Source organism: Rhodoferax sp. (genome assembly GCF_014859475.1).
Lineage (GTDB): Bacteria > Pseudomonadota > Gammaproteobacteria > Burkholderiales > Burkholderiaceae_C > Rhodoferax.
Genome location: NZ_JACUUE010000013.1, coordinates 15850 through 30595, shown reverse-complemented (window position 1 = coordinate 30595; position 14746 = coordinate 15850). Strand labels below are relative to the sequence as shown.

Sequence of the window (14746 nt, the reverse complement as noted above, 5' to 3'; positions counted from 1 at the left end):
GCTTGGCGCTTGGGTGCAGCAGCAGCGGCAGCGTTGGCTGGCGCAGACCTTGCCCGCTTCGGCGCAGGTTCTGGCGGGCTTGGGCCGCCACAGCCTGAGTTACTACCTGCTGCACCAGCCGGTGCTGATTGCGCTGGCGGGCGGTCTGAGTTTGCTTCTGAAATAAAAAAGCCGGAACAAGTCCGGCTTTCAGGCTCAACGTGAAAGAACGTCGTCGTTGCGAAAGAAGTGACGCAATCCATGGCTGCCGAAGACATGGATCGCCACGCTGCGCTTTCCATGAACAGTCCCGTCGTTGCACAAATGGCCGTCATTGCGAACGCAGTGAAGCAATCTATGCAGTCGGAAGTCATGGATCGCCACGCTTCGCTCGCGATGACGGTTCAAGGTCCGTGTGCGGTATCGGGCTAGGTACGGGGGGCTCGCGATGACGGTGCTCTTTCATGATTTGGGGTGTCGCAGCGGATGCATGCAAGCTAGGGGTCAGTCCCCGGTTTTATTCAATTTTGGCTTTGGCGCGCAGCGCTTCCTGGTATTTAACGAGCTTTTGCTGCCTGAGCTGCTGGGCCACTTGCGGCTTGACATCTTCAAGCTTGGGCAGCTCGGTAGCGCGCACATCATCGAGGCGGATGACGTGGTAACCAAACTGGGATTTGACCGGGGTGTCGGTCAGCTGGCCTTTGCTCAAGGCGGTCAGCGCGCTGGCAAATTCGGCCACATAGCTGTCTGCGGGTGCCCAATCGAGGTCGCCGCCGCGGGCGCCAGAGCCTGGGTCCTTGCTGGATTGCTTGGCAATTTCTGCAAATTTTGCGCCCTTCTTGAGCTGAGCGATGATGGCCTGGGCTTCTGTTTCTTTTTCCACCAGAATGTGGCTGGCGCGGTATTCCTTGCCGGCGTTGGCGGCGACAAACTTGTCGTATTCGGCCTGGATTTCGGCGTCGGTGACCGGGCTGGTTTTTTCGTAGTTGGCGAAAAGTTCACGGATCAGGATGGCCTGGCGCGCCAGTTCCATCTGGTTCTTGAAGTCGGCCGTAGTGTCAAGGCCTTGTTTTTGGGCTTCCTGCATGAAGACTTCGCGGGCGATAACTTCTTCCCTGATTTGCTGCTGCATCTCTGGCGTGACCGGGCGGCCGGAGCGCTCCACCTGCTGGCTCAAGGCCTCGACACGGGTTAGCGGGACGGCTTTGCCGTTGACGATGGCCACGTTTTGCGCCACAGCTGCGACCGACATGCCACCCAGAAAGGCGGCCAGGGCAAGGCCCGATACCAGTTTGTTTTTCATGCAAATTCCTGCAAATGATTGAATTGGAAAAGTGGAATATTGGCTCCGGGCCGTCAGGCCTGGGGTGTTCGGGCTTCAATGGCCAGCGCGTGCAAGCCCTGGTCGATGAAATCTTGGAGCGCATCATACACAAGCCGATGCCGCGCCACGGCGGACTTGCCGACAAAAGCCCCGGCCGTGATGCGCACCCTGAAGTGGGTACCAAAGCCGGTGCCGTTGGCGCCCGCATGGCCGTGGTGCTGGTGGCTTTCGTCGAGCACTTCGAGCTGGTTGGGTTGCAACACCTGTTGCAGACGTTGCTGGAGTTGCGCGGCGGTGGGGGCTTGCTTCATGGCGTGGTTTTCTTGGTGTCGTCAGCCACCAGGTAGCGTGAAATGTAAAAACCCTGGCCGACGATGAAGACCAACGGAAAGGCGTAGCCCCAGAGCTTGAAGTTGACCCAGGCCTCGGTGCTGTAATAGGCCGCCACATAGGCGTTGAGCAGGGCCATGAAAGCGCTGTAGCCGATCCACATCACGTTCAGGCGCAGCCACACCGGCTCGGGCAGCGTGAGCTGGCTGCCCAGCAGCATTTTCAGAAAATTCTTTTTGTAGAGCCAGACCGCCACGGCCAGCGCAATCGCCATCGCGGCGTAAAGCACGGTGGGTTTCCATTTGATGAAGCGGTCGTCTTGCAGCACCAGCGTGAGCGTGCCAAACACCAGCACCAGAGCCAGCGTGATTTTGTGCATGGCCTGCAGTTTGCGGTCAATGCCATAAATGATCGCCATTTGCAGCACGGTGGCAGCCATCAGCACGCCAGTGCCAATGTAGATGTCGTACAGCTTGTAGGTGCCAAAGAACAGCAGGATGGGGAAAAAGTCGATCAGTATTTTCATGAAGGGCTGAAGTTTAACGAAGCCGAGTTCATGCAGTAGCGCAAGCCGGTGGGCGCGGGGCCGTCGTCGAACACATGACCGAGGTGCGCGCCGCACTGCGAGCAAACGGTTTCGACCCGGGTCATGCCGAGGCTGCGGTCGGTGATCTCGGAAATAGAACCCGGCACCGCTTGTGAAAAACTGGGCCAGCCGCAGTGCGCATTGAACTTGGTGTTCGAGTCGAACAGTTTGGCATCGCAGCAGATGCAGTGGTAGCTGCCGTCAGCTTTGTGGGCTTCATATTTGCCTGTAAATGGGCGCTCGGTGGCGGCGTGGCGCGTCACCTGGTAGGCCACGGCTTCAGCGCCCTTGGCTTGCAAAATGGCTTGCCATTCGGCGTCGGTTTTTTGCACGGGGTAAGTCATGGTGTGATTTCCTTTGGGGATGTTCATGAGCTGCAGCTGATTTCTATCTGGCTGGCCCAGTCGGGTGGGAAAGCGGCTTTGGTTTCGTGTTCAGGGTGTTCGTCAAAGGGCTGCTCCAGCAGCGTCAACAGACTGGCAACGCCCGAGAAGTCCTTGGCCTTGGCGGCTTCGATGGCGAGCTCGCCCAGGTAGTTGCGCAGCACGTATTTGGGGTTGGTTTTGCGCATCAGGGTGGCGGCCTGATGCGGTGCCACGGTTGACAGCCGCTCTGCGTAACGCATGTGCCAGGCATCAAAGGCCGGGCGATCCAGAAACAGGTCGCGCACTGGCGCAAAGTTCTGGTTGGCAACGCCATGGCTCAGGCGCCGCCAGAAGATGGGGTAGTCCACCCGGTCTTGCGCCAGCAGCTTGAGCAGGTCGGCGATCAGGGTGTGGTCTTGTTCGCGCTGGCTGGTCTGGTCAAACGCTGTGCCCGCTGCCTCGGTCAAACCCAGTTTGGCGCGCATCAGTTGTTGCCATCTGCGCTCAAACACGGGCTTGAAGGTGTCCAAAGCCTGCAAGGCCAGCGCCTGGTCTTCGATCAGCGGCATCAGCGCTTGCGCCAGCGCGTACAGGTTCCAGTGGGCAATGTCGGGCTGGCGGGCAAATGCGTAGCGGCCGCCGCGGTCGGTGTGGTTGCAGATGTGGTCAGGGTCATAGGCATCAAGAAACTGGAACGGCCCGAAGTCGATGGTCAGGCCCAGAATGCTCATGTTGTCGGTGTTCATGACGCCATGGCAAAAGCCCACCGCCTGCCAGTGCGCCACCATGACGGCAGTGCGCTCGGTCACCTCCAGCAGCAGATTGGCGTAGCGGTTGGCATCCAGGGTGCTGGCCGTTTGGCAAGCCGGGTAGTAGCGCTCGATCACATAGTTGGCCAGCGTGGTGAGCTGCGCCAACTGGTTGCGCGCGGCAAAGTGCTCAAAATGGCCAAAGCGGATAAAACTGGGCGCCACGCGCGTCACCACGGCGGCAGTTTCCAGGTGCTCGCGCGCCACTTCTTCATCAGAGCCCACCACGCACAGGGCGCGCGTGGTCGGGATGCCCAGGCCGTGCATGGCCTCGCTGCACAAAAATTCGCGAATGCTGCTGCGCAGCACGGCGCGGCCGTCACCCATGCGCGAGTAGGGTGTCAGGCCGGAGCCCTTGAGCTGCACCTCAAACCCGTTGGCTTCGCCCAGCAGACAGGCCCGGCCGTCGCCGAGTTGCCCGGCCCAGTGGCCGAACTGGTGGCCGCTATAGACACTGGCCAGCGGCTGTGTGCCGCTGATGGGCTGGTTGCCCGCCAGTGCATTCAAGAGGCTGTCAGACTGGAGTTGATCTTGTGGCAGCCCCAGCAGGTCAGCCACGGCCAGCGAGCGGCCCACCCAATAGGGCTGCGGCAGCGCCTGCGGCGCGAGCGGCGTGTAAAAGTCAGGCCCCAGCCGGTGAAACTGGTTGTTCCACGCCAGGCCGGTGTGGTGGATTTGAAAAGGTTCGCTGACGGCGTTCATGGTTGAATTGTGTCGTGCGGCGTTCAAACCCTGGGTTTGCAGGGGCATCCCGGATGCATTTGGCGGTACCATCACTTTTCCTGAAAAAACCGAAAGAGGAACATCCATGCTGGGACTGATGCAAAACCAACAACTGTCGATTTCATCGCTGATCGACTTTGCAGAGCGCCACCACGGCGAGGGGCAGATCGTGTCGCGCCGGACCGAGGGCGACATCCACCGCTACACCTACAAGGAGGCGGCGCAGCGCTCGCGCCAGTTGGCGGGCGCACTCGATGCGTTGGGCTTGGAGCAGGGCGAGCGCGTGGCCTCTATTGCCTGGAACGGCTACCGCCACCTGGAGATGTATTTCGGTGTGAGCGGCTCCGGGCGGGTGCTGCACACCATCAACCCGCGCATGCACCCCGAGCAAATCGCCTGGGTGATGGCCCACGCGCAGGACCAGATGGTGTGTTTTGACATGACGTTTTTGCCGATAGTCAAAGCCATTCACGGCAAGTGCCCCAGCGTCAAGCATTGGGTGGCGCTGTGCGATGCCGACAAGCTGCCGCCCGATACCGGCATTGCCAATCTGCTGAGTTACGAGGCCTTGCTGGCCGCGCAAAGCGGCAACTACCGCTGGCCCGAGCTCGATGAAAACACCGCGTCCTCGATGTGCTACACCAGCGGCACCACGGGCAACCCCAAGGCCGCGCTGTACAGCCATCGCTCCACGGTGCTGCACGCCTACGCTGCAGCCTTGCCCGATGTGATGGGTATCTCGGCGCGCGATTCGATCCTGCCCGTGGTGCCGATGTTTCACGTCAACGCCTGGGGTATTCCGTATTCGGCGGCGCTCACCGGGGCCAAGCTGGTGTTTCCGGGGCCCGGTATGGACGGCAAGTCGATCTATGACCTGATCGAACTCGAGCAGGTCAGCTACGCGGCCGGCGTGCCCACCATCTGGCAGATGCTGCTGAGCCACATGGAGCCCAACGGCCTGCGTTTTTCCAGCCTGAAACGCACGGTGATCGGCGGCTCGGCCTGCCCGCCGGCCATGATTACCGCCTTCAATGACAAATACGGCGTGGAAGTGCTGCACGCCTGGGGCATGACCGAAATGAGCCCGCTGGGCACCGTGTGCACGCTCAAAAACAAGCACCTTGCGATGTCGGAAGATGACAAGATGAAGGTACGCCTGAAACAGGGCCGCGCCATTTTTGGCATCGACATGAAGATCGTCAACGCCGAAGGCAAAGAGCTGCCGTGGGATGGCAAAACCTACGGCGACCTGCTGGTGAAAGGCCCGTGGGTGCTGCGCGAGTACTTCCAGGGCGTGGGCGACACGCACGCGGTGATGCCGCTCGTCGATGGCTGGTTTCCCACTGGCGACGTGGCCACCATCGATGCCGACGGCTACATGCAGATCACCGACCGCAGCAAGGACGTGATCAAGTCGGGCGGCGAGTGGATCAGCTCGATCGACATCGAAAACATCGCGATGGCGCACCCGGCCATCGCCATGGCGGCCTGCATTGGCATGGCGCACCCCAAGTGGGACGAGCGGCCGATTGTGGCGGTGGTGAAGAAACCGGGCGCGGAGGTGTCGCGCGAGGAATTGCTGGCCTTCTACCAGGGCAAGGCCGCCAAGTGGCAGATTCCCGACGACGTGGTGTTTCTGGATGCCATCCCGATGGGCGCCACCGGCAAGATGCAAAAAAGCAAGCTGCGCGAGGTGTTGAAAGACTACCAGCTGCCTGATTTGCGTTGACTGAACCTGCCGTCATTGCGAGCCGTCCGAATCCGGCCCGATACCGCGCACGGACTTTGAACAGAGACTTCGTCACTGCGAGCCCGCCGAATCCGGCCGAATCCGGCCCGATACCGCACACGGACCTTGAACAGAAACTCCGTCATCGCGAGGCCGCAGGCCGTGGCGATCCATGCAGTCCGGAAGTCATGGATTGCCGCGCTTCGCTCGCAATGACGGGGATGTTCATGGAAAGCGCAGCGCGGCAGTCCAGGCCGTGTGCGTTTGAATACATGGATTACTTCACTTCGTTCGCAATGACGCCCCTTTAGATTCTGCATGGCATTTTTCACGCTCTCTTTGCTCAACGGCCTCAGCTACGGCCTGCTGCTGTTCATGCTCAGCGCCGGGCTGACGCTGATTTTCAGCATGATGGGTGTTCTTAATTTCGCTCATGCCTCTTTCTACATGCTGGGTGCCTACTTTGGCTTCCAAGTGACCGACTGGCTGGGCTTCTGGCCGGCCTTGGTGCTGGCGCCGCTCATCGTCGGCGGCTTCGGTGCCCTGTTTGAGCGCTTTTTGTTGCGCCGCGTGCACAGGTTTGGCCATCTGGCCGAGCTGTTGATCACCTTCGGCATGAGTTACGTCATCCTGGAAGGGGTGCAACTCGTTTGGGGCCGCAGCGCGATTGATTACCGCGTGCCGCTGGCGCTGGACGGCCCACTGCTGACGCTGTTTGGTATGCAGTTTCCGCTGTACCGCGCTTTCATCATGGGCATGGCCGTGCTGACCTTGGTCTCGCTTTGGCTGCTGCTCACGCGCAGTCGCATCGGGCTGGTGATCCGGGCGGCCCTGACGCACCCCGCGATGGTGGAGGCGCTGGGCCACAACGTGCCGCGCGTGTTCATGTGGGTGTTTGGCGGCGGTTGCGCGCTGGCCGGTCTGGCGGGTGTGCTCGGTGGCAATGCGTTTGTCACCGAGCCCGGCATGGCGATGGCCTTGGGCGGCATAGTGTTTGTGGTGGTGGTGGTGGGCGGTATCGGCTCGCTGGGCGGGGCTTTCATGGCCTCGCTCCTGATTGGTTTGCTGCAGACTTTTGCCGTGGGCCTGAATGTGTCGGTGGCGCCGATCCTGCCCTACGTGTTGATGGTGCTGGTGCTCATCTTGCGGCCCCGCGGCCTGGCTGGCGCGCGGGGCGACTGATGCGCCGCGTGCTGGTGTGGGGTCTGTACGCGCTGGTGTTGGCGCTGGCGCCGCTGGTTTTCAGCAGCAGCCTGAGCCAGACCCTGCTGAGCCAGATGGGTATCGCCATCATCGTCTGCCTGAGCTACAACATGCTGCTGGGCCAAGGCGGTATGCTCAGTTTTGGCCACGCGGTGTATTCGGGCATGGGCGCGTTTTTGGCCATCCACACACTCAACCTGGTGAGCGGCGGGCTGGCATTGCCGGTGAGTCTGATCCCTCTGGTGGGTGGCTTTGCCAGCCTGCTGCTGGCGCTGCTGCTGGGCTGGGTCACCACCAAAAAATCGGCCATGCCGTTTGCCATGATCACGCTCGGCATGGGTGAACTGGTATGGGCCATGGCGCTGATGTTCCCGGGGTTTTTTGGCGGCGAGGCCGGGCTGTCAGGCAACCGGGTGGTGGGTAGCCCGGTGCTGGGCATCACTTTTGGCCCGCAGATCGAGCTGTATTACCTGATCGCGCTCTACACTTTTGTCTGCACCGCGCTGATGTATGCCTTTACACGAACGCCCTTGGGGCGCCTGTTGAACGCGGTGCGCGACAACCCCGAGCGGGTCGCGTTTGTCGGCTACAACCCGCAGATGGTGCGCTACCTGGCGTTTGTGATTGCCGCTTTTTTTGCCGGCATTTCGGGCGGTCTGGCGGCCTTGAATTTTGAAATTGTGACGGCGGAGGTGGTTAGCACCACCCGCTCGGGCCTGTACCTGTTGTTCACGTTTGTCGGTGGCACCACGTTCTTTTTTGGCCCCATCATCGGGGCCATTCTGATGGTGCTGGCGCTGGTGCTGCTGTCAGAGTTCACCCAGGCCTGGCTGCTGTATCTGGGGCTGATCTTTGTTGTGATGGTGATGCTGGCGCCTGGCGGCGTGGCCGCGCTCGTCATGGCCAACCTGCGCCTGGCAAAAGCTGGCTATTTGCGGCGGCTGTGGCTGGGTTATCTGACGCTGTTGGCCTGCGCCTTGCTGGCCTTGACGGGTGCTGCTGCCCTGCTGGAAATGGTTTACCAAGTGCAACTTGGTGCCGCACTGGGGCCTGAACTGCGCTTCATGGGCATCAGCCTGGATACCGGAAAGCCGGGCAGCTGGTTTGGGGCGTTGCTTGTCGTGTTGCTCGGCCTGGGGCTGTTCGAGCTCAGGCGGCGCCCGTTTGTGCGCGCCTGGGACGCTATCGCGCAAGCCATGGCGCAAGACAGCCAGGAGCAAGTGCCAAAAGCCGGTGCGCCTGAGAACAAACGCCGGGAGCTGCTTTGAACCCCACCCAGCCTCCTTTTGCGTTGGCGTTGCAGGGTGTGCGCAAGCGCTTTGGCAAGACCGACATCATTGGCGGCATCGACCTGAATGTGGCGCCCGGTGAGCGCATCGGCATCATCGGCCCCAATGGGGCGGGCAAATCGACGCTGTTCAACCTGATCAGCGGGCGGCTTGAGCCTGATGGTGGGCAGATTCTGCTCAACGGTTGTCGCATTGAAGGGAAAAAGCCGTACGAGGTCAACCGCCTAGGCCTGGCGCGCAGTTTTCAGGTGAGCAATATTTTTCCCAAGCTCAGCGTGTTTGAGAACCTGCGCTGCGGCGTGCTCTGGAGCCTGGGTTACAAGTACACGTTCTTGAGATTTCTGGCGGGTCTGACTGATGCCAATGACCGGGTTGAAAGCTTGCTTGAGATGCTGCATCTTGACCGGCAGCGCGACACCCTGGCCATGCACCTGAGCTATGCCGAGCAGCGCGCGCTGGAAGTGGGCATCACCATTGCCGGTGGCGCCAGCGTGATCCTGCTCGACGAGCCCACCGCCGGCATGAGCCAGTCCGAGACACGCCGCTTCATCCCGCTGATCAGGCAAGCCACCGAAGGCAAAACGCTGCTGATGGTGGAGCACGACATGGGTGTGGTGTTTGACCTGGCCGACAAAATCGCGGTGCTGGCACAGGGCGAATTGCTGGCCTTCGACACGCCCGACGCGGTGCGTGCCGACGTCCGGGTGCAAGAGGCTTATTTGGGCGCGGTGACAGCGCAGGCGGCGCAGGCGGGGCAAGTGCCATGCTGAAAATCGACCAGTTACATGCCTGGTACGGCAAAAGCCATGTGCTGCACGGTGTGGCGATGCAGGTGGGTACGGGCGAAATTGTGGCGCTGCTGGGGCGCAACGGCTCGGGGCGTTCCACCACGGCGAAAGCCATCATGGGGCTGGTCGAGGCACAGGGTTCGTTGCTTTGGCAGGGGCGGCAGCTGCTGGGCAAAAAGACTTTTGAGATCGCCCAGTCCGGTCTGGGCTACGTGCCCGAGAGCCGCGACATCTTCCCCACATTAACGGTGGCACAAAACCTGTGGCTGGGTCAAAAACACAGCCGCCAGGCGGGCCGCTGGTCGCAGGACGACATGTACCGTTTGTTCCCGCAATTACAAGCGCGCCAGCACACCGAGGCCGGCGTGCTGTCAGGCGGCGAGCAGCAAATGCTGACACTGTGCCGCACGCTGATGGGCGACCCCGACCTGATCATCATCGACGAGCCCACCGAAGGCCTGGCCCCCAGGCTGGTCGAAGGCGTGGGGCAATTCCTGAAGCAACTCAAGGCGCGCGGCATCGCGGTGCTGCTGATCGAGCAAAAGCTCACGATTGCCCTGGACGTGTCCGACCGCTGCTACGTGATGGGCCATGGCAGCGTGGTGTTTGAAGGCACGCCGGAAGATTTGCGCCAGGCCGATGCCATTCGCAGGGAGTGGCTGGAGGTGTGAGCGAGAAATGAATGGTAGCCCGGATGCCAATCCGGGGGGGCTTTTGTGTACGCGCTGTCGGTTGGTGCTTTCCCCGGATTCCGCTTTGCTTTATCCGGGCTACGACCGCAATCTAACGATCAAGCCAAGCGGTTTTCAAAGCTATGCGGCCACGCGCTTGCGCGGTGTCCTACCTGCGCGACCTGCCAAACCCTGTGTTTCTTCCGCAAAGGCCAACATGCTTGCCAGCGCCTTGTTGACTGCTTCAGAGGTAGGGAAAGCCTTTTGAATTTCGGGCTGTAACACCACGACATTGCTGCCTTGGACGAATTGTTTCAGGTATTTGCCACGGACACCCTTGCCAAGTTGATCGCGCTTTAATTCAGGAATTTCCTGATCAGCCATGTTCGTAGATGCCTTTTTCATATCGTGTTGCCTTTCTCGCGCTGATGATGCGAATGCCGTTGCGGCGTTCAGTGTGGACTACCACCAAAAGCCGAATTTTGTTTGAAATTCCATAAGTTCGACTTCGATCCTCGATTTTGCTGTGATCGGTGTCAGAAAATGTCAGTGCCCGAGCATCGCCAAAAACGCTGACCGCTTCATCGAACGATACACCGTGTTTCAGCAAATTGCTTTCAGCTTTTTGATCATCCCATTCGAACTTGAACATGCGAAATCTCTGAAGGGTTTAACTTAGAGCTAATCGGCACTCGGTGGCTTTAACGCGAGCCAGCCGTATCCGGCCCGACACCGCACATGGTCCTTGAACAACATCTCCGTCATCGCGAGGCCGCAGGCCGTGGCGATCCATGCAGTCCGGGGCCATGGATTGCTTCACCTTGTTCGCAATGACGAATCTGTTCATGGAAAGGAGCCCGTGTGTACTGCCGGGGTTCACGTCATAGACTCTCGAACCATGCTGAATCAATACTGACGCGCTCGACCAGTTCAGTTTTTACTCCTAGCGCCAACTCTTTCAGTTTCTCTGCAAGTTCGTCGCCGTCGACAAGATCGATGGGTGGCGCACCGTCTCTTGTGGCTTCCTTCACAGCAGCGGGCGTAAACGAACCCGTTGTAATAAACAAGCCCTTGTCAGCACGGCCAACCATCGCGCCGCGAAAGTCACGAACCTCGCCGGCCGCAACGGAACCTTTGTAACGCTTGCATTGGAAGAGAACGTGAAAGCTCATGAAGCCGTTGATACGCGCAATGCCTTTCCCATCAATGCCGCCATCTCCAGTGCGGCCTGTCACTTCAACATGAATAAACCCAGATTCGCGCAAGATGCGCTGAACCAACCGTTCAAAACCTGCGGGATCTAGTTTTTGGGTGAGCACTGCAGAAAGTTTGTCTTTCCATCCTTCCTCTTCGGATAATTCCCGCGCTATTTCGTCAGTCGGTCGCTTTTTTGGGGCATCTATTTTGTCGAGGGCGCGAACAAAGCGAACAACCTCAGTGGAATCTACGGTTTCAAGTGTCCTTGCTTTCTCTGTCAGCGACCAGACTCCACGACTTGAGTTCTCAAGTAATCCGTACTTTTTGAGATATGTTCGTGCCCAAGCTAGGCGATACCCCACTTCGGTTTGGCTGCTCTTTTCGGGGTCGTGAAGCTGAGCCAGAATTTCTTCTGACAATCCGGTGATCTCCACGGTTTTGGCGTAAATCTCTTCAATCGAACCAGAGCCTCCAAGCTTCCGTAGCGACTCCAACAGTGGATTCATCAAATCGTCATATGTGGGGAGTGTGGTCATGTGCATAGTGGTGAAAGTAGCGACGCGTACCCGAATTTAAGCCGCCGGCCTCGAAGCCCCTTCAAGTGGCAAGCCGCATTGCGCCAGCGTTCGTAGCCCATTTCACGAGAAATCAAAGTCATGTCCATCCCTTTATAACTCGTCGCTTTTACTTGCGAAATCTGGTCAAAGCCGTGTTCACTTCTTCGACGTTTCATTTGGCGCTAACTATAGCCCACTGGAACATGCATCGTAAATGCGCTACTTGCCCGACATGAACTTTGCACCGGAATGTTCACGGCGTGCCAAAAATCAGGCCATCCGCATCACAGAGCCCGGGCAGGATGTAGCCGTGGCGATTGAGGTGGCGGTCGTTGGCGGCGGTGCAAAGCGTGGTGGCACTTGAAGTTGTGCCAATTTATAGCTTATTCATGCTAATATTTGGCATGTCTATCAGTGCTGCACTTTTTACCGACAGCCAGGCGCGGCTGTATGTATGGCTCTTTGGCCAGCCCGAGCGGGCTTATCACCTGAATGAGTTGCGCCGGTTCACCGGCCTGGGCAGTGCCTCTTTGCAGCGCGAGCTGAACCGCCTGGCTACGGCGGGCTTGGTTATTGCGCAAGCGGTGGGCAACTTGCGCCGCTTTCAGGCCAATCCCCAATCGCCTGTTTACGCCGAATTGGTTGCCTTGACGCGCAAGACGCTGGGCACGGTGCCAGTGTTGCGCAATGCCTTGCTGCCCTTGCAGCCTCATCTGCAGTCTGCTTGGGTCTATGGCTCGGTCGCCAAACAAACCGACACCGCCCGCAGCGACATCGACGTGATGCTGGTCGGCAATGACTTGCTGCTCAGCCAGGTCTTGGCCGCCCTGGAACCCGCCGAGGCCCAACTTGGCCGAAAAATCAACCCGAGCATTTATTCCCCTCAAGAGTTTGAGCGCCGCCGCGCCGAGCCAGACTCGTTCGTCAACCGGGTTTTGTCGCAGCCCATCCTGCCATTGATAGGGGACGCTCATGAGCCAGCCTGAACTAGCGTAAAACATTACTGCGTCCCAAAAATCCGGTCCCCCGCATCACCCAAACCCGGCAGGATGTAGCCGTGGCTGTTGAGTTGGCGGTCGATGGCGGCGGTGAAGATTTGCACATCAGGGTGCGCCTCGCGCAGCGCCTTGACACCTTCGGGGCAGGTCAGCAGGCAGACGAACTTGATCGATTTAGGTTGCAGCACCTTGATGCGCGCGATGGCGGCAATGGCCGAGTGGCCGGTGGCCAGCATCGGGTCCACCACCACCACGTCGCGCTCGGGCATTTCCTTGGGCATCTTGAAGTAGTACTCGACAGCCTTCAGTGTGGCCGGGTCACGGTACAGGCCGATGTGGCCCACGCGCGCACCCGGCACCACGCTCAAAAAGCCGTCCAGAATACCTGTGCCGGCGCGCAAGATTGACACCAGCGCCAGTTTTTTGCCGTCAATCACCTTTGCGGTCATGGTTTCGAGCGGGGTCTCGATCTGCACGTCCTGCATCGGCATGTCGCGCGTGACCTCGTAGGCCATCAGCATTGACAGCTCGTTGAGCAGGGTGCGAAAGCTGGTGGTGCTGGCGTCTTTGCGGCGCATCAAGGTGAGCTTGTGCTGCACCAGCGGGTGGTCGATAACGTGAACCATCGGGTCTTGGGGATTGGTCATGGAATTTCTTTCTTTGAGTTTGGGTTTAGCGCTTGGCACCGCCAAAAATGCCGCCGAGCACGCCGCGAACGATCTGGCGGCCCACGGCACTGCCGATGGAACTGGCGGCGCTTTTAAAGAACTGTTCGCCCGCCGAGGTGCGTCGGCCACCGCTGCCACCGCCGAGCAGGCTGCCCAGTCCGGCGCCGATGCTGTCGAACATGCCGCCACCCTGGGCTGCCGGTGCTTCGTTGGCGCTGGTCGCTTTGTTTTCTTCCTGCGCGGCGCGCGCCGCGGCGTGGCCCTTGAGCTTTTCATAGGCCGACTCCCGGTCGAGCGTCTTTTCATAGACCCCGGCGACGATGGATTCGGTGAGCAGGGTTTGTCGTTGCGCTGGCGTGATGGGCCCGATCTGGCTGGCCGGTGGCAGCACAAAGACGCGCTCAGTGGGGCAGGGGCGGCCTTTTGTATCCAGAAAGCTCACCAGCGCCTCGCCCACACCCAGTTCGGTGATGGCCGCGCCAATGTCCAGCCCGGCGTTGGGGCGCATGGTGTCTGCCGCCGATTTGACGGCTTTTTGGTCGCGCGGCGTGAAGGCGCGCAGCGCGTGCTGCACCCGGTTGCCCAGTTGAGCCAGCACGCTGTCGGGAATGTCGAGCGGGTTTTGCGTCACAAAATAAACACCCACGCCTTTGGAGCGCACCAGGCGCACCACCAGTTCGATGCGCTCGATCAGCACCTTGGGCGCGCCGTTGAACAGCAGGTGCGCCTCGTCGAAGAAAAACACCAGCTTGGGCTTGTCCAGGTCACCCACTTCGGGCAGGTTCTCAAAGAGTTCGCTGAGCATCCAGAGCAAAAAGGTGCTGTACAGGCGCGGCGAATTCATCAGCCGGTCGGCGGCCAGGATGTTGATCATGCCGCGGCCTGCGCCATCTGTTTGCATGAAATCGTCGATGTTGAGCATGGGCTCGCCAAAGAACTGGTCGCCGCCCTGGGCCTCGACCTGCATCAGGCCGCGCTGGATGGCGCCAATGCTGGCGGCGCTGATGTTGCCGTATTCGGTGGTGAAGTTGCGAGCGTTGTCACCGACAAACTGGCACATGGCACGCAGGTCTTTCATGTCAAGCAGCATCAGACCTTGGTCGTCGGCAATCTTGAAAACCAGTTGCAGCACGCCGGCCTGGGTTTCGTTGAGGTTGAGCATTCGCCCCAGCAGCAGCGGCCCGAGGTCGCTCACGGTGGCGCGCACCGGGTGGCCCTGCTCGCCAAACACGTCCCACAAGGTGGTGGGGAAGGCGGCAAATTCGGGTGTTTCCAGACCACGCTCGGCAATGACCTTGGCCAGCTTGGGGGTGGCCGAGCCGGGTTGTGAAATGCCGGTCAGGTCACCTTTGACGTCGGCCATGAAGACCGGCACACCGAGCTTGGAAAAGCCTTCGGCCAGGGTTTGCAGCGTAATGGTTTTGCCGGTGCCGGTGGCGCCGGTGATGAGGCCGTGGCGGTTGGCCTTGTCGGGTTGCAGCAAACATTGGGTCTGACCGTGCTGGGCGATCAATATGGGTTCGGGCATGT

Annotated in this window: 17 protein-coding genes and 1 pseudogene; 7 read left to right on the top strand and 11 right to left on the bottom strand. The window is 60.0% G+C overall.

Going from position 1 to position 14746, the window contains the following annotated elements; all coding sequences use genetic code 11:
* The first annotated feature begins 13 nt into the window (after positions 1-13).
* On the top strand, positions 14-166 hold the full coding sequence (locus tag IBX54_RS02475) for a heparan-alpha-glucosaminide N-acetyltransferase domain-containing protein (RefSeq protein ID WP_296541074.1): 153 nt from the start codon (positions 14-16) through the stop codon (positions 164-166).
* A 330-nt stretch (positions 167-496) separates the two neighbouring features.
* Here IBX54_RS02475 and IBX54_RS02470 read toward each other — a convergent pair whose 3' ends face one another.
* From IBX54_RS02470 to IBX54_RS02450, 5 genes are read right to left on the bottom strand one after another with little or no spacing between them, the layout of a single operon-like run.
* A complete protein-coding gene (locus IBX54_RS02470; protein WP_296541072.1) occupies positions 497-1282 on the bottom strand; it encodes a peptidylprolyl isomerase in 786 nt (261 codons plus the stop codon).
* Positions 1283-1335: 53 nt separating this feature from the next.
* On the bottom strand, positions 1336-1614 hold the full coding sequence (locus IBX54_RS02465) for a BolA family transcriptional regulator (RefSeq protein WP_296541071.1): 279 nt from the start codon (positions 1612-1614) through the stop codon (positions 1336-1338).
* Positions 1611-2159: a septation protein A gene (locus IBX54_RS02460; protein ID WP_296541070.1), complete on the bottom strand. Its 549-nt coding sequence runs from the start codon at positions 2157-2159 to the stop codon at positions 1611-1613. Before IBX54_RS02460 ends, IBX54_RS02465 begins: the two co-directional genes overlap by 4 nt.
* The gene (gene msrB / locus IBX54_RS02455) at positions 2156-2563 is read right to left on the bottom strand and encodes a peptide-methionine (R)-S-oxide reductase MsrB (RefSeq protein WP_296541069.1); all 408 of its coding nucleotides are present in this window, start codon (positions 2561-2563) and stop codon (positions 2156-2158) included. Before msrB ends, IBX54_RS02460 begins: the two co-directional genes overlap by 4 nt.
* 23 nt (positions 2564-2586) lie before the next feature.
* The gene (locus IBX54_RS02450) at positions 2587-4095 is read right to left on the bottom strand and encodes a YdiU family protein (protein ID WP_296541068.1); all 1509 of its coding nucleotides are present in this window, start codon (positions 4093-4095) and stop codon (positions 2587-2589) included.
* Between the two features lie 106 nt (positions 4096-4201).
* Here IBX54_RS02450 and IBX54_RS02445 point away from each other — a divergent pair, with 106 nt between their 5' ends.
* The 5 genes from IBX54_RS02445 (at position 4202) to IBX54_RS02425 (ending at position 9796) form a co-directional block, all read left to right on the top strand.
* Positions 4202-5845: a 3-(methylthio)propionyl-CoA ligase gene (locus IBX54_RS02445; protein WP_296541067.1), complete on the top strand. Its 1644-nt coding sequence runs from the start codon at positions 4202-4204 to the stop codon at positions 5843-5845.
* A 318-nt stretch (positions 5846-6163) separates the two neighbouring features.
* Positions 6164-7027 carry a branched-chain amino acid ABC transporter permease gene (locus IBX54_RS02440; RefSeq protein WP_296541066.1) on the top strand — a complete coding sequence of 288 codons (864 nt, stop codon included), beginning with the start codon at positions 6164-6166 and terminating at the stop codon, positions 7025-7027.
* A complete protein-coding gene (locus IBX54_RS02435; protein ID WP_296541065.1) occupies positions 7027-8316 on the top strand; it encodes a branched-chain amino acid ABC transporter permease in 1290 nt (429 codons plus the stop codon). The genes IBX54_RS02440 and IBX54_RS02435 overlap by 1 nt, the downstream gene beginning before the upstream one ends.
* Positions 8313-9107, top strand: a complete 795-nt coding sequence (locus tag IBX54_RS02430) for an ABC transporter ATP-binding protein (RefSeq protein ID WP_296541064.1) — start codon at positions 8313-8315, stop codon at positions 9105-9107. Before IBX54_RS02435 ends, IBX54_RS02430 begins: the two co-directional genes overlap by 4 nt.
* Positions 9101-9796 (top strand): ABC transporter ATP-binding protein, encoded by a 696-nt coding sequence (locus IBX54_RS02425; RefSeq protein ID WP_296541063.1) that lies wholly within the window; start codon positions 9101-9103, stop codon positions 9794-9796. The genes IBX54_RS02430 and IBX54_RS02425 overlap by 7 nt, the downstream gene beginning before the upstream one ends.
* A gap of 141 nt (positions 9797-9937) precedes the next feature.
* Here IBX54_RS02425 and IBX54_RS02420 read toward each other — a convergent pair whose 3' ends face one another.
* From IBX54_RS02420 to IBX54_RS02405, 4 genes and pseudogenes are all read right to left on the bottom strand, one after another.
* On the bottom strand, positions 9938-10180 hold the full coding sequence (locus tag IBX54_RS02420) for a hypothetical protein (RefSeq protein WP_296541062.1): 243 nt from the start codon (positions 10178-10180) through the stop codon (positions 9938-9940).
* Positions 10173-10448: a BrnT family toxin gene (locus tag IBX54_RS02415; RefSeq protein WP_296541061.1), complete on the bottom strand. Its 276-nt coding sequence runs from the start codon at positions 10446-10448 to the stop codon at positions 10173-10175. Before IBX54_RS02415 ends, IBX54_RS02420 begins: the two co-directional genes overlap by 8 nt.
* A 229-nt stretch (positions 10449-10677) precedes the next feature.
* On the bottom strand, positions 10678-11529 hold the full coding sequence (locus IBX54_RS02410) for a restriction endonuclease (protein ID WP_296541060.1): 852 nt from the start codon (positions 11527-11529) through the stop codon (positions 10678-10680).
* Positions 11530-11803: 274 nt separating this feature from the next.
* Positions 11804-11899 (bottom strand): annotated as a pseudogene (locus tag IBX54_RS02405) (uracil phosphoribosyltransferase); the annotation flags it as partial.
* A gap of 55 nt (positions 11900-11954) precedes the next feature.
* Between IBX54_RS02405 and IBX54_RS02400 the strand changes: the two are divergent.
* Positions 11955-12536 carry a transcriptional regulator gene (locus IBX54_RS02400; protein WP_296541059.1) on the top strand — a complete coding sequence of 194 codons (582 nt, stop codon included), beginning with the start codon at positions 11955-11957 and terminating at the stop codon, positions 12534-12536.
* Between the two features lie 14 nt (positions 12537-12550).
* On the opposite strand, the gene upp is transcribed toward IBX54_RS02400, so the two are convergent.
* Both upp and IBX54_RS02390 read right to left on the bottom strand, forming a co-directional pair.
* Positions 12551-13195 (bottom strand): uracil phosphoribosyltransferase, encoded by a 645-nt coding sequence (gene upp / locus IBX54_RS02395; protein ID WP_296541058.1) that lies wholly within the window; start codon positions 13193-13195, stop codon positions 12551-12553.
* A 25-nt stretch (positions 13196-13220) separates the two neighbouring features.
* Complete coding sequence (locus tag IBX54_RS02390) at positions 13221-14744, bottom strand: helicase HerA-like domain-containing protein (RefSeq protein ID WP_296541057.1); 1524 nt, start codon at positions 14742-14744, stop codon at positions 13221-13223.
* Between the last annotated feature and the right edge of the window lie 2 nt (positions 14745-14746).